Annotated in this window: 11 protein-coding genes; 2 read left to right on the plus strand and 9 right to left on the minus strand. The window is 59.2% G+C overall.

Going from position 1 to position 15173, the window contains the following annotated elements:
* Position 1: 1 nt before the first annotated feature.
* The 4 genes from ACR0KX_RS06250 to ACR0KX_RS06265 all read right to left on the minus strand — a co-directional run bounded on the left by ACR0KX_RS06250 (position 2) and on the right by ACR0KX_RS06265 (position 3954).
* A complete protein-coding gene (locus ACR0KX_RS06250) occupies positions 2–1564 on the minus strand; it encodes an efflux transporter outer membrane subunit (protein ID WP_170621678.1) in 1563 nt (520 codons plus the stop codon).
* A gap of 11 nt (positions 1565–1575) precedes the next feature.
* Positions 1576–2721, minus strand: coding sequence for an HlyD family secretion protein (locus tag ACR0KX_RS06255; protein ID WP_170621679.1), 1146 nt, complete (start codon positions 2719–2721; stop codon positions 1576–1578).
* A gap of 21 nt (positions 2722–2742) precedes the next feature.
* Complete coding sequence (locus ACR0KX_RS06260; protein ID WP_170518099.1) at positions 2743–3099, minus strand: DUF3302 domain-containing protein; 357 nt, start codon at positions 3097–3099, stop codon at positions 2743–2745.
* A gap of 93 nt (positions 3100–3192) precedes the next feature.
* Positions 3193–3954, minus strand: a complete 762-nt coding sequence (locus ACR0KX_RS06265; protein WP_170451267.1) for a DeoR/GlpR family DNA-binding transcription regulator — start codon at positions 3952–3954, stop codon at positions 3193–3195.
* A gap of 178 nt (positions 3955–4132) precedes the next feature.
* Between ACR0KX_RS06265 and glpD the strand changes: the two genes are divergently transcribed.
* Both glpD and ACR0KX_RS06275 read left to right on the plus strand, forming a co-directional pair.
* Positions 4133–5719: a glycerol-3-phosphate dehydrogenase gene (gene glpD, locus ACR0KX_RS06270; protein ID WP_170621680.1), complete on the plus strand. Its 1587-nt coding sequence runs from the start codon at positions 4133–4135 to the stop codon at positions 5717–5719.
* Positions 5720–5905: 186 nt separating this feature from the next.
* Positions 5906–6457, plus strand: a complete 552-nt coding sequence (locus ACR0KX_RS06275; protein ID WP_170451263.1) for a DUF2087 domain-containing protein — start codon at positions 5906–5908, stop codon at positions 6455–6457.
* Between the two features lie 62 nt (positions 6458–6519).
* Here ACR0KX_RS06275 and ACR0KX_RS06280 read toward each other — a convergent pair whose 3' ends face one another.
* The 5 genes from ACR0KX_RS06280 to ACR0KX_RS06300 form a co-directional block, all read right to left on the minus strand.
* Entirely contained in the window at positions 6520–9657 is a 3138-nt protein-coding gene (locus ACR0KX_RS06280; protein ID WP_170451261.1) for an efflux RND transporter permease subunit, read from the minus strand.
* A 3-nt stretch (positions 9658–9660) separates the two neighbouring features.
* Positions 9661–10839, minus strand: coding sequence for an efflux RND transporter periplasmic adaptor subunit (locus tag ACR0KX_RS06285; RefSeq protein ID WP_170451259.1), 1179 nt, complete (start codon positions 10837–10839; stop codon positions 9661–9663).
* A 282-nt stretch (positions 10840–11121) separates the two neighbouring features.
* Positions 11122–12840 carry a methionine--tRNA ligase gene (gene metG, locus ACR0KX_RS06290; RefSeq protein WP_170451256.1) on the minus strand — a complete coding sequence of 573 codons (1719 nt, stop codon included), beginning with the start codon at positions 12838–12840 and terminating at the stop codon, positions 11122–11124.
* 151 nt (positions 12841–12991) lie between these two features.
* The gene (locus tag ACR0KX_RS06295) at positions 12992–13651 is read right to left on the minus strand and encodes a sterol desaturase family protein (protein ID WP_480708092.1); all 660 of its coding nucleotides are present in this window, start codon (positions 13649–13651) and stop codon (positions 12992–12994) included.
* Positions 13652–13880: 229 nt separating this feature from the next.
* A complete protein-coding gene (locus ACR0KX_RS06300) occupies positions 13881–15101 on the minus strand; it encodes an MFS transporter (protein ID WP_170451252.1) in 1221 nt (406 codons plus the stop codon).
* Between the last annotated feature and the right edge of the window lie 72 nt (positions 15102–15173).

A 15173-nucleotide genomic window follows, 5' to 3' on the forward strand; every position in this document is an offset into this window, starting at 1 on the left:
CCTAGTTTAGACTCGCCCCGGTCGGGTCCTGTTGCAACAGGTCGCCCCAATCGGTGCGATACGCCATCTCGGCCAGAACCGTTTCCGGCAGGAACTCCTGGTTCTGTCGAATTTGCCACCCGCCACCGAGGCCTTTGTAAACGGCGACCAGATTGCTTGAGACCTGCTGCCGTGCCTCGATCAGATTGGCCTGAGACCGCAAGAGCGCGGTTTGCGTATTCAGAACACGCGAATAGTCCGCGATCCCATCACGATATTGGCTGACGGCAATATCCGCGGCCTTGCGCGAGGCATCGACGCTTTGCTGGTACAGTCCGACCTGCTTGCGCGCCTGTGCATAGGCGACCATGGCGCTTTCGACCTCGGAATAGGCGGTCAGGACGGTGTTCTGGTAATTGGCGATCAGCGCCTGATACGCCGCGTCCTGTGCGCGGACATTGTTCTTGATGCGCCCATAGTTCAGCACGTTCCAGACCACGCCCGCGCTGGCCAGACCCGTCGTGCTGTTCGAGCTGAACAGATCGCGCCCGCCCGAGGCCTGCAAGCCGATCGAGCCGGACAACACGAACTGTGGATACAGGTCCGCCATGGCGATACCCACCTGCGCCGATTGCGTGGCGGCCGCCAGTTCCGCCGCGCGCACATCCGGACGGCGACGCAGTAATTCTGCCGGAACACCCACGGCGACATTGGACCGGGCCGAAGGGATGCGCCCGGAGTTTCCCAAAAGGCTGGTCATTCGCGAGGGCGTTGCGCCAAGCAAGACGGCCAACGCATTCTTGGTCTGTTGCAGGTCGCTTTCCAACTCGGGCACCAAGGCTTTGGTGTTGTTCAACAGTGCGGTGGATTCCTGAACGTCCAGTTCAGTGGTGACGCCGTTGTTGAAACGTAGCTGGGTCAGGTCCAGCGACTCTTGCTGAAGGGTGATGTTTTCGCGGGCAACGGCCAAGGATTCCTGCAAGGCGCGGATATTGACATACAGTGCCGCCACATCCCCGGTCAGCGTCACCAGCGCGTCGTCATAGTTGGCCACCTGCAGGGCCAGATTGGATCGCGCGGCCTGAACGCCACGCCGCTGAGCGCCCCAGACATCCAGCTCCCATTGGGCATCAAAGCCCACTTGCGACGTCGAAAATTCGGTATCCAGCGGGATGATGCGGTTGATATCCGAGATCGGTCCAAGGTTATCGCTGATCTGTCGCCGTTCCAGAGATCCACCAATAGCCTGCGACTGAGGGTAAAGCTCGCCAAAGGCGATCCCCAACTGCGCGCGGGCCTGTAACACGCGAGCTCCGGCAACCTGCAGCGTTAAGTTCTGGGCATAAGCCTCGGCCACCAGTTTGTTGAGGGTCGGGTCATTGAACGTCTCCCACCATTTCACCACCGGCGCGCTGCGCGAAGTCAGGCCGCTTGGCCCCGTGCTGGGGCTGTTGACCTCGATCCACTCTTTCACGACCGGAGAGTTCGGGCGCACGAAATCCGGGCCAACCGGCGTACAGGCCACCAGCATCGCTGCACACAGGGCCGTTCCCATCAGGTATCGAAAGGGTTTGGCCCGTGTCATGCTCTGCGTCCTCAAATGTCCAGCGGTCGGATGAAATTGGCGAAGGAGTACAGGCGGATATTGATGCGCCTCAGAAACTCAAAGCTTTTGCCCTGACCCGTGTAGATGGCCACCGCCGCGTGACCGCCCGCTGGCAGGATGTGGTCTTCGGGCAGATCGACCGTAATCTGAACCGCAATCCGACCGGGCAGTTTCGGCAATTCGAAACCGGGCAGGCGGCCCGAGGGCAGGTACTGGCCCTGTCGCGTCGCCCACCAGATCGCCTCGACCTTGCCGGGTAGGATTTCGCCGGGATAAAGATCAAGGGCGACCTCAACCTCTTGCCCGACCTCGACGAATTTCAGGTTTTGCTGGCGGAACGTTGCCAGAAGATAAGGGTTGTCCTCGGTCACAAAGCTGGCGATTGCGCCCAGACGAATGTCACCAACAACCAAGCCGGGGCGGGCCTGTTGCGAGACGATCATGCCGTTTTCAGGGGCATAGATCGTTGTGTTGTTTAAGAAATACTCGGCCTCGGCCAATTGCGCCTGTGCTTGTAAGATGCCGGTATTAACCCCGTCGATCTGGGATTCCTGCGCGAGAATGGATTTTTGCAAATTGGCTTCGGCTTGTTTCACCGCCGCCTGATCCTCGGTCACTTGTTCGTTCCAGCGATCCAGTTCATCCTGTCGTGCACCCCCGGCGGGAACGAGATTTTCGTATCGCGCCTGCTGGGTGAAGGCATAATCCAGTTGCGCAATGGCCCGCTCAACCGCTTCGGTCGAGGCGATGACATCCTGTTCCAAGATTTTAGCGTTCTGCTGCGCGGCCACCAACTGCGCCTGCGCATTGTCCACCGCCAGCGAAAACACCGTATCGTCGAAGCGATAGAGCGGATCGCCCTTGGTGACGGGTGTGTTCGGTTCCACCAGAACTTCGGTCAGGATCGTCGGCTGTGTTAGCTTGGGTACGATCTGAATGGTGGACCGTACGACGTGACTGTCGACCGAGAAAGGCTGGAAGAACCGTAGCGCGACCAAAAAGATCAGCAATAGATGCGCGCCGACCCAGAAGGATACAATCCCCCAGGCGATGTTGAACTTCAGCCACTCCATCTTGAAGAAGATGAACCAGACGAAAATGATGTAGAAAAGCGTGATGCCCAGGGCGACGAACATGTGCGGATGTTTCCTTTGGCCTTAGCTTTTCTGCGTCTCGTCCGACGCGGCCTGATATTCTTCTTTGACGGTCCCGCCTAAGCGTTCAATGTCTTTGCGGATGGCTTCTTTTTCTTCGTCGGGGCCGCGACGCATATCAACCGTGATGCCGTCGTGAAATGCCCACATGAAGGCATGGACCCATGGCACAACGGCCAGAAACCCCATCCATCCCATGATCTTGACGGCTTCGGCGTGCGGATGGTTGCGTTTGATCGCGATGCGACCGGGCAGACCCATGATGAACAGAAACAGCGCCATCACAGCGGCCAGCAACAGGATCAATGCAACGAAGGTCAGGTAATCGTAGTAGCCCAAAGGCTGTCCCAGAAGTCCCATGCTCGCGCCTCCTTTCTGGACGGTTGCCCCATCCTCAGGTGTAGGGGGACGATCGTCAATCCATTTATGGTGGAAGGCGGTCGCAATCCCGGGTCACGGGCACAGTCGAACGTTTGTGTCCCAGGCGGTGCATTTTCCCGACAGGTCCGCAGGCAGTGGCTGATCGGTATACACCGTGTCGATTTCGGCCAGTGAGGCGATCCGCGCCGGGGCCGAGCGTTGGAACTTTGAATGATCGGCCACCAGAAACGTGCGCCGCGCCTGTGCGATGATGGTTTGGCTGACATGCACTTCCTGAAAGTCGAAATCCAGCAAATCGCCCTCGGTATCCAACGCCGAGCATCCGATTACCGCATAGTCGAATTTGAACTGTCGGATCGTGTTGACGGTCTGGTTGCCGATCAGACCACCGTCCGAGCGCCGCAACACGCCGCCAGCCACAACAATCTCGCAGCCCGGGTTTTCGACCAGTATGTTTGCAACATTCATATTGTTGGTCACCACCATCAGGGTCTTGTGGTTCAGCAATTGCCGCGCGACGGCTTCGGTCGAGGTGCCGATATTCAGAAAGATCGAGGCACCGTCGGGAATATCCTGTGCGCAGGCCTGCGCCATCAGGGTCTTGGCATCCGCGTTCAGGGTGCGGCGATCCTCATACCCGATGTTGGACACCCCGGAACGCAGAACCGCACCACCATGCACCCTGTCGAGTTTGCCGGTATCGGCCAGCTCGGTCAGGTCGCGCCGGATGGTTTGGACGGTGACCCCGAACCGCTCTGCCAGCCCCTCTACCGTGACGCGGCCTTCGGTGCTTGCGATCTCAAGAATGTCGGCTTGGCGGAAGGAAAGGGACATAGCAGTTCCAAATAGTCAGAGTTCTTTCGTTTTTGTTCTTTCTGGCCGAATTGGCAAGTTGCAATGCGTGAAATTCAAATCAGTGTTGCAAAGCGAAAATAAACGAACATAAAGCTTGATAATACGAATACCCTTCTGATTAATGCGCGCAGATGGGTTTGATTGGGAATCAAAAGCTATGACATCGACGGACGATCAGATCACCGACCTGTTCATCATCGGCGGCGGGATCAACGGATGCGGCATCGCGCGGGATGCGGCAGGGCGGGGAATGTCTGTCACTTTGGCTGAAATGAACGATCTGGCGTCGGCTACGTCTTCCGCCTCGACCAAGCTGTTTCATGGCGGTCTGCGGTATCTTGAGTATTTCGAAATCCGCCTGGTGCGCGAGGCGCTGATCGAACGTGAGACGCTGCTGCTTGCTATGCCCCACATCAGTTGGCCGATGCGTTTTGTGCTGCCCTATCACAAGGATATGCGGTTCGATTCTGAGACGCCGACATCAAAGCTGCTCAGCACCGTGATGCCATGGATGCGCGGGCGACGACCGGCCTGGCTGATCCGGTTGGGCCTGTTCCTGTATGACAACCTTGGTGGGCGCAAAATCCTTCCGGGGACCAGCTCTTTGAACCTGCGCAGCGCGCCCGAAGGTGTTCCGTTGCAGGACAGGTTCGAAACGGCTTATGAGTATTCCGACTGCTGGATCGAAGACGCCCGGCTGGTGGTTCTGAACGCCCGCGACGCCGAGGCGCGCGGGGCTCGGATCATGGTGCGGACCGAAGTGATTTCGGCCCACCGGGTCGACGATCTGTGGGAGGTTACGGTCAGGGATCGCGACAGCGATGAAACGCGTGTGATCCGTGCCAAAATGCTGATCAATGCCGGTGGGCCGTGGGTTGGGGACATCATCCAATCCAAAATCCACGTGAATTCGCGCGAAGGCGTGCGGCTGGTGCGGGGCAGCCATATCGTGACACGCAGGCTGTTCGATCACGACAAGTGTTATTTCTTTCAAGGTGAGGACGGTCGCATCATCTTTGCCATTCCCTACGAGCAGGATTTCACCCTGATCGGAACAACGGATCAAGACCACGCGGAACCGTCCGAACATCCCGTCTGCACCGACGCCGAGAAGGACTATTTGTGCGCCTTTGCCTCGAAATATTTCGCGCAGCCCGTGACGCGGGACGACATCGTCTGGACCTATTCCGGCGTCCGCCCGTTGTATGATGACGGTGCCAGCAGCGCGACAGCGGCGACGCGGGATTATACGCTGAAGGTGAACGCAAATGGCGGGGCACCTGTGCTGAACGTGTTTGGCGGCAAGATCACCACCTATCGCCGTCTGGCTGAAAGCGCGCTTGAGAAAGTGGCAGAGCATTTCCCGGATTTGTCGGGACCATGGACAGCAGGAGTGGCCTTGCCGGGCGGGGACTTCCCAGTTGATGGGGTGCAGGCCCTTACCGACGCGCTGCGCGCAGACTATCCATTCCTTAATGCCGCTTGGGCCGCGCGCCTGATCCGCGCCTATGGCACCGACGCGGCGGTGATGCTGGGCGACGCAAAGGAAGCCTCTGATCTGGGCGAGGATTTCGGCGCGACCCTGACCGCGCGCGAGGTCGCATGGCTGATGGACAAGGAATACGCCCGGTTGGCCGAGGATGTGGTCTGGCGGCGCAACAAGCTGGGGCTGCGTCTGAATGCCGATCAGATCGCGCGGATTGATCAGTGGATGGGGCAGCGCGCGCAGGCGCAGGTCGCCTGACCCTTGGATGGGCCGACAGATCGTGTTAGCCATCGGGAACGGTCGGCAGACACCGAGGCGTCGCTGCTCTGACATCAGAGAGCTAAACCTGCCATTCAGTTTGAGACGGCATCGCAAACCAAAAGGGGCGTTGTTTCGTCAAGTCAGCGACCGACGAGCGTGCGAAACGCCCGATATGGATGCATGATGACCAAAACACCTGTCCCTTTACACGTGGATGACCTGACCGGATTTGCCCGCAGCTTAAGCCGCCAATTGGGTGAGGGCAGCCCGTCCCATCTGACCCTGATGAACATGCTGTCCCGCGCTGCGGGGTACCAGAACCTGCAACATATGCGGACTGCGAGTGCTGCGAAACGGCGTATCGAGGCCCGGCCCGACCTTGTGCCCGTTGATATGCGTCTGGTCGAGCGGGCTCTGTTTCAATTCGATGCACATGGCCGCTTGCGCCAGTGGCCGTCCCGACGCGCGGTGCAAACCCTTGCGTTGTGGGCCTTGTGGGCCAGCCTTCCCGCAGGCATCAGTCTGAGCGAGAAAGAAATCAACAACATGCTGGGGCGCGAGCATCTGTTCCACGATCCGGCCACCTTGCGGCGCACGATGATTGGCTGCGGAATGCTGACCCGGCAAAGCGATTGCAGCGATTATCGACGTGTCGAACAGGCCCCACCGGCAGAGGCGCAAACCGTCATTAGCGCCGTCACCGCCCGGCGACGCGGTCGGACAGTTGCTGCGTGATATTCTGAACTAAAAAAAGCCCCGTGACCTGCACGGGGCTTTTTTCTGCATCATTGACTGGGTCAGGTTGCTTCGCCCGTTGGGTCCGGGTCTTTTTTGCTGCCCTTCAGCCATTCGCGCAGGCTTTGCATCAGGGCGTAGAGCACCGGCACCAGGATCACGCCGACAAGCGTTGCGGCCAGCATTCCGCCAAATACGGCCACACCAATGGCTTTCTGACTTGCCGCACCCGCGCCGTTTGCCGCCAGCAGGGGAACAACTCCAAGCAAGAAGGACAAAGCCGTCATCATCACCGCGCGGAAACGCTGATAGGCGGCTTCGGCTGCGGCATCCTTGATCGACAAACCGTTGGCGCGTTGTTCCATCGCGAATTCAACAATCAGAATCCCGTTTTTCGAGGCCAACCCGACCAGCATGATCATCCCGATCTGCGTATACAGGTTGATGTCGCTGCCCACGATGGCCACCGCCGCCACCGCCCCGAACAGGGCGACAACCACCGATAGCAGGATCGAGACAGGCATCGACCAGCTTTCGTACTGACCGACAAGGAACAGGTAGCCAAAAAGGATCGCCAGCCCCAGGATCACGATCACAAGACTGCCCGAAGCCAACTGCTGCTGCGCCGTTCCGGTCCATTCGAACGCATAGCCGGGGGGCAGGGCGGTCGCCGATTCCTCGGTCATTACATTGATGGCATCACCGGTGGACAGGCCCGGCGCAGGCACCGCAGTCACAGTGGCCGAGCGGAACAGGTTATGCCGCTTCAACAAAACCGGGCCCAGCACGTTTTCGACATCGATGAGCGTGCCCAGCGGAACCATCTCACCCTGTTGCGAGCGGACGTAGAGGTTCGAGATATCCTCGACATTGTCCCTGTATGTCCCGTCCGCCTGTATCATCACGCGGTAGACGCGGCCAAACAAGTTGAAATCGTTCACATAGTACGATCCCAACTGCGCCTGCATGGTCTGAAAGATCTCGGCAACCGAGACTTGCAGGGTTTTGGCTTTCTCGCGGTCCAGATCGACAAACAGCTGTGGCACGTTTGCGCGGAAGGTCGTGTAGGATTGTCCGATCTCGGGGCGTTGGTTCGCCGCATAAACAAAGGACCCCACGGCCGAAGCCAGATCCTGCGGTGTACCGCCGCCGGTCTGCTGCACCTCCATCTCGACCCCAGCGGACATGCCCAGGCCCTGAATGGGCGGTGGGTTGAAGGCCACGATCGAGGCCGCGGATTCGCCATTGGCGATGGCGAGCACCTTGGCCAAAATGGCATTGGCGCTCACATCATCGTCCTGACGGTCATCCCAATTGGTCAGGTTCACGAAGATCGCCGCGCCGTTTGTGGTTGTACCGTTCAGCAGCGAGAAGCCGTTGACCAGCACGGTACTGGCGACACCCGGGATTTCGCGGATCTTGTCGTCCACGCGGGCCGAGACCGTTTCGGTCCGTTCCAAAGTGGCCGCGTCGGGCAGTTGGATGTCCACGAACAGATAGCCGTTGTCCTCAAGCGGGATAAAGCCGCTGGAGGTGTTGGACATGATCGTCCCCGTTCCCATCCCAAGCGCCACAATGACACCCAGCGCGACGACGGGCAGGATCAACAGCTTGCGCACAATCGCGACATAGCCGCTGCGCACCGTTCCGATGAACCCTTCAAACAGGGCCAGAAGCCCCTTGGGCGGGCCGGAACGGGCACGCAGAACCAGGCCACACAGAGCGGGCGACAAGGTCAACGCGTTGATCGATGAGATCACAACAGCGGTCGAGATCGTCACCGCAAACTGCGAATACAGCCGTCCGGAGATGCCGGGCATGAAGGTCACGGGCACAAACACGGCCAACAGAACCAGCGTTGTCGCGATCACGGGACCGGTGATCTGGCCCATCGCCTTGCGGGTCGCCTCGGCAGGGGGCAGCCCTTCATCCGCGATGATCCGTTCGACGTTTTCCACCACCACGATGGCGTCATCAACCACGATCCCGATAGCCAGAACCAGAGCGAACAGCGAGATCGTGTTCAGCGACATGCCAAAGGCCAGCAGGAAGGCAAACGTTCCTATCAAGGATACCGGAATTGCCACCGCCGGGATGATGGTCGCTCGCCAATTCCCAAGGAATATGAACACGACCGAGATCACCAGAATGAAGGTCAGGATCAGGGTCGAAACCACATCGTTCAGCGACGCCTCGACAAAGTCGGTGGTATTGAACGGCACTTCGTATTCCACATCCGTCGGGAAAGAGCGGGACAAGCGTTCTAACTCGGCCTGTACCCGTTCAGACACCGCAAGCGCGTTGGCGCCGGGGGCCTGATAGATGCCGATCACTGTGGCAGGAACCGCCTGGAAGTAGCCCGAGGCTGAATAGAACTGCGCCCCAAGCTCAACCCGTGCAATGTCGCGCACGCGCACGATGGACCCGGCATCGCCGGTGCGGATAACAATTTCGCCAAACTCGGCAGCTGAGGTCAGGCGTCCTTTGGTTTTGATCGTGTATTGGAATGTCTGGCCTTCAGGCACGGGCGGAGACCCGATCGAGCCTGCCGAGACTTCGATATTCTGTTCGCGGATCGCATTGATTACATCTCCGGGGGTGATCGACAGGGCGGCCATCTTGTCCGGGTCCATCCAGATCCGCATGGCGTATTCCAGATTGGTCAGAACATCCGCCTTGCCCACACCCTGAACCCGCGCCAGCGCGTCTTTCAGGTTGATCGAGGCATAGTTGGACAGAAACACACTGTCATAGGTCCCGTTGGGCGAGGTCAACGTCACCAACAGCAGCATGTTGGTCGACGCCTTTTGCGTCACGACGCCCGAGGATGTCACCTCGGAAGGCAGGGATGACATGGCCTGCGCCACCCGGTTTTGCACGTTGACCGAGGCAATGTCCGGGTCCGTGCCCACCTCGAAGGTAATATTCAGGGAATACGAACCGTTATCGGACGAGGTTGACGTCATGTAGATCATGTCGTCCACACCGTTCACCTGCGCCTCAATCGGGGCGGCGACGGTGTTTTCCACGGTCTCGGCGTTTGCGCCGGTATAGGTGGTCGTCACGCTGACCACGGGCGGTGTGATGTCCGGGAACTGGGCGACCGGCAGAACCATATAGCCGATGCCGCCCATGATCGTCAGGACAAGCGAAATGACAAGCGCCAGCTTGGGCCGGCTGATGAACAGGGCTGAGAACATCCGTTATTCTCCCGGCTGCTCAGAGGCCACGACCGCATCCACGGCCACGCCAGGACGCACCCTTTGCAGGCCCTCGACGATCACGCTCTCGCCTTCGCGAAGCCCATCGGTGACGATGATGGCGGTGTCCACCGTGTCACCGGTCGTGATATAGCGCTGTTCGACCATCTGCTGGTCATTGACGACCAGAACAAACTCGCCCCGCTGATCCCGTTGCAGCGCGGCCTGAGGGACAAGCACCTGCAAGGTCGGCTCCAGCGCTTCGATCTGGACGTTAAGGAATGCGCCGTCGATGATCAGCCGATCCGCGTTTTCAAACTCGGCCCGCACGGTAATCGCGCCGGTCAGAGGGTCGATGCGGTTGTCGACAAACACGATTTCGCCGGTTTCACCCAATTCCGTCCCGTTGGGCAGGGTGACGTGCACATTGGGGCTCTTCTGACTTTCTGCCAGAGTGCTGGCATTCTCGCCAAACTGTTGAAGAACCGAAGTAAATTGTTTTTCGTTCAGCGAGAAGTTCACGTAGATCGGCGCTTCGCTGACCAGGTTGACCAGCGGAGGGTTCGACGGGCCAACAACGTCACCTACACTTGTGGCAACGCGCCCGATGCGGCCCGAAAACGGCGCCTGAATCTGCGTGTAGCTCAGGTCAAGCTGGGCTTGCTGGATGGCTGCGTTTGCGGCTTTGACTTCGGCTTCGGCAACCAGTTCGTTGGCGCGCGCAATGTCGCGTTCGGATTCCGGGGTTGCATCACGGCGGAACAACTCTTCTTTCCGGGCCAGATCGACCTTTGCCAGTTCCAGATTTGCCTCGGCGCGGTCCAGATCGGCCTTGCGCGCCTCAAGTGTGGCCTCATAGAGGTCGGGCTCGATGGTAAACAGAAGATCGTCTTTCTGGACCAGTGCGCCGTCCTCGACGTTCTGAGACTCAAGAAACCCGTTGACCCGCGCGACGATGTCCACCTTGTCTATGGCTTCCGCCCGACCGATGAAAACGGCTTCATCCGTGATCTCTTGGGTATAGGCCGCAGCGATGGAAACCTTTGGTGGCGGCGCGTCGCTTTGATCTTGCGCCGCAGCCCCATGCGCCACCCCAAGGCAGGTCAGTAAGGCAAGATGCCGCCCCAGCATTTTGGCTGACCCGAAGATGGGAAAACCGATATTCGTCAAATCAAGGGACATGGCGCGTGCCTCACAGTAGATATGAAATAGCTGCCCGGACCCCAAAGGCCCCGGCGCGAGTCGATAGAATTCCTCGACAGGATGGACGTTTTGAGACTTTATCTCAAGCTTCTTGAATACGACTGGTGCGGCCTTGGGCGCAGAAATTTCTTCGTGCTTCGGCTAACTTAGGACCCCAAGGGTTTGGCACCCCGGTAAGACAGCATGCGTCACGCGATGTATCGGCATAAAAAACGGGGGCCGAAGCGGCCCCCGTGTCGTATCTGTCACGATGGTCTGAATTCAGTCACGGGTGCCGGCAAAACGGGTTTGCCAGTCTTCGCGCTGTTCATCGGTGATTTTGGCGAACAGGACATCGGGAACGGTGAACTCATGACCGGCGGGCAGGGCGGACAGCGCCGCTGCCACATCCTCGGGCCAGCCGGTGTCCAGCGTGTTCATCGCGCTCAGCATCCGGGCCGAGGTGTCGGGGATGAACGGCGCGCTCAGCACCGCATAGAGCCGGATCAGGTTCAGGCCCAGACGTACCTGCGCGGCGGCTTGTTCGGGGTCTTCCTTAAAGGTCGACCAAGGGGCTGCGGCCTGCAGGTATTCGTTGCCCGCCACCCAGATGGCCCGCAATTCCTGCGCCGATTTGCGCACATCCATCGCCTCCATGTGGCCCTCATAGGCGCGGACACGTTTGGTCAGTTCTTCGATCAGCGTGTTCTCACGTTCGCCATAGGTGCCGCCTTCGGGCACAGCCTCGCCGAATTTCGAACGGCAGAACTTGGTGATACGGCTGACAAAGTTACCCAGCACATCCGCCAGATCCTTGTTCACCGATTGCTGGAAGTTCTCCCACGTGAACTCGCTGTCGCTGCTTTCGGGCGCATGGCTCAGCAGCCACCAGCGCCAGTAATCGGCGGGCAGAATCTCCAGTGCCTGATCCATGAACACACCGCGCCCCTGCGAGGTCGAGAACTGGCCGCCGTCATAGTTCAAGTAGTTGAAGGATTTCAGGTGATCGACCATCTTCCACGGCTCGCCCGAGCCCAGAATGGTGGCCGGGAAGCTGAGCGTATGGAACGGCACGTTGTCCTTGCCCATGAACTGCACATAACGCACGTCATCCGCGCCCTTGTCGGTGCGCCACCAGCGTTCCCAATCCGCATCCGTCTTGCCGTTCGCATCTGCCCATTCCTTGGCGCAGGCGATGTATTCGATGGGCGCGTCGAACCAGACATAGAAGACCTTGCCTTCCATCCCCGGCCAGTCCTGGTCGCCTTTCTTGACCGGCACACCCCAATCCAGATCGCGGGTGATGCCACGGTCCTGCAGGCCGTCGCCATCGTGCAGCCACTTCTTGGCAATGGATGTGGTCAGGATCGGCCAATCGGTCTTGGAGTCGATCCACGCGTCCAGTTGGTCCTTCATCGCGGATTGACGCAGATACAGGTGCTTGGTCTCGCGCACTTCCAGATCGGTCGATCCGCTGATCGCGCTGCGCGGCTCGATCAGGTCGGTCGGGTCCAGCTGCTTTGTGCAGTTCTCGCATTGATCCCCCCGCGCGCGGTCATAGCCGCAATTGGGGCAGGTGCCCTCGATGTAGCGGTCGGGTAGAAAGCGTTTGTCGGCGTTGGAATAGACCTGTTTCTCGCTGACCTCGCGGATCAGCCCGGCCTCGTCCAGCTTGCCCGCGAAATGTTGCGTCAGCACCTTGTTCTGCGCACTGGACGAGCGGCCAAAGTGGTCAAAGCTGAGCCCGAACCGCTTGGCGATATCGGCCTGCACGCCATACATCTCGGCGCAGTATTCCGCGACCGGTTTGCCCGCCTTGGCGGCCGCCAGCTCGGCCGGGGTGCCGTGTTCGTCGGTGGCGCACAGGAACATGACCTCATTCCCGCGGCCACGCTGATAACGTGCGTAAAGATCAGCAGGCAATTGCGAGCCGATCAGATTGCCGAGGTGCTTGATCCCGTTGATATAGGGGATCGCCGAGGTGATGAGAATCCGAGCCATTTTGCGTGTCCACGTAACTGTCTGCGCGCTCGTCTACAGTAAGTCACTGGCCAGCAAAAGCCCGGCTTTCGGGCAGAAGCGATTTTAACGTCTGTGTTGCCGACCCTAATGCGACCTCAGGGGTTCAGCCGCCGTTTGTTTCAGGGCGTTCCTAATACAAGGTCCCCAATGCGATATCGAAGACCGGAAAGGTGATGTTGAAATTCGCCTCCTGCATCCGTTCGCGTTTGTGATGCAGGGCGTGAAGATGCCTGAGACGCCACCAGCCGGGTACGGATTGGAACATCGCCTCAGCCCGGCTGCCGGGCGGGACGTGATAGCTGAAGTGACACACCTCATAAAGCAGATATCCGGCGATGGTCGAAGCGGCAAACAACGCGCCGACATTTGGATTGAATATCCATCCCAGAACAAGGCCACCGGGCAGCGCAATGCCCATCGTGAACAGAAAGATCAGATAGAGCGGGAACAGAACCACACGCCAGTCAAATGGGCTTTCATATCCCATGTCGGTGTCCAGAAAAAAGGAATGATGATCCCCGGTGTGGCGCTGGTAGAACAGTTTGAGCACCCTGGTCTTTTCGTGACCAAGCCAGCGGTGCGAGGCATATTCGGCAAAGTTCACAAACAAAAGCGTCGCCGGGATCACCAGCAACTGTGACGCGGTCACGTCCGTGACGAAGGTCAGGCTGTAGCAGATGACGAAAAGGCCAGCGATGGCCACCGACAGCATATGGAAATACCCGCTGTACATTTTGCTTATGCCAGCGCGGTATTTCGCCCTGAAGGCCTGCATGGCTGCTCTGGTCATCATTGTCGTCTTCCTCCCGAGTATTCGGGGTCAGACTATATGCTTTTCCGGAATAAGCGCCTGCGACCCGACGTTAACTTGGACAGATTGAAGGTCAGTTTTTTTCAGGACTCGCGCAGGTTCCGCCTTGGGACGGTCGTTCAGGCATGATCCGCTCGCGGGGTTTTGGGTATAACACTCATGTTTCGCACCGTTGGGGGCAGATGCGATCAATGCTGGTCCTGCTTCTTTATCCTTCCCGGGACCGTTTCAGCAATCGGCCAATGGTGAAGGAGGTGCGCGGTGCATAGACGTAATTTGTTCGCTCTTCGGGCGTGGGGCGCGACCGCATTCGGGCCAGGCCAAATCCGATCAGGAAGATGTGACCCAGCGCAACAAAGGCAAACAGCGCCCCGGGACCGAATTGCTGGATCAGCGTTGATGAGATGTAGGGCGATGCAATGGCCCCCAGCGCATACCAGAACATCAGCGCCGCCGACAGCTCGACCCGCTGTTCGGTTGTGGCAAAGTCGTTTGCGTGGGCGGATGAAACCGAAAAGATCGGGAAGGTGGTAAAGCCGAAGAAACCAGCCGCCAGCATGACACCCACAGTTCCGGTGCCGCTGGCCGCCATGGTGACCCCGCAGCTTAGGACCGCGACGGCGGACAGCCAGATCAGAACCCAGCGCCGGTCATATTTATCCGCAAGCCAGCCCATCGGATATTGCGCCAATGCCCCGCCCAACACGAATGAGGCCAGGAAGAACGCGATCTGGTCCACGCCCAGTCCGACCTCCTGCCCATAGACAGGACCAACCATTCGAAACGATGCGGAACTCAGCGCGGCAACGATCACGCCCGCAACGGCAAGGGGTGAGCTGCGCCAGGCCAGTTTTGGCCGCAACCGAGGCGCATCAGGTGTCTGAGGTTGACTGGCCCGCGTCAGTGTCAGCGGCAACAACGCGGCGCAGCACAGAATGGCCAGCAGGTTATACGACACGTAAGAGGCAGGTGGCAGAACCGCGATGATCAACTGCGCGGTCAGCGAGGCACCCATGTCGACAATGCGGTACGTGCCCATCGCGCGCCCACGCGTTTCATTGTTGACTTTTGCGTTCAGCCAGGCCTCGATCACTGTATAGCACCCGGCGACACAGGTGCCCGATGCGATCCGCAGCGCGGCCCAGATATAGGGGTTTTCGGTCAGTGTGTGCCCGATCAGCCCCATCGCACCCAAGGCGGTGCAGACCGCGAAGGCGCGGGAATGGCCCACAGTCCCCATCAAACGCGGGGCCCACCAGCAGCCGACAAAGAACCCGATGAAATGTGCCGATCCCAGCAGACCGATCTGCTCGGTCGTGAACTCAAGCGTGATGCCCGAGATGGCGTCCAATGGCCCGACGCCGCCTGTCGACAGTTGCAACAGAATGACGGAAAGAAACAGGGCGGCGAAGGAAATGATCGTGCGCATAATGGGGTTACACTGACGCTCTGACAGGCAGATGCGCGCGCCTATTCGACGCGAGGGGGTCGTTTTTTGACC

The organism is Ruegeria sp. BG5, from assembly GCF_056538425.1.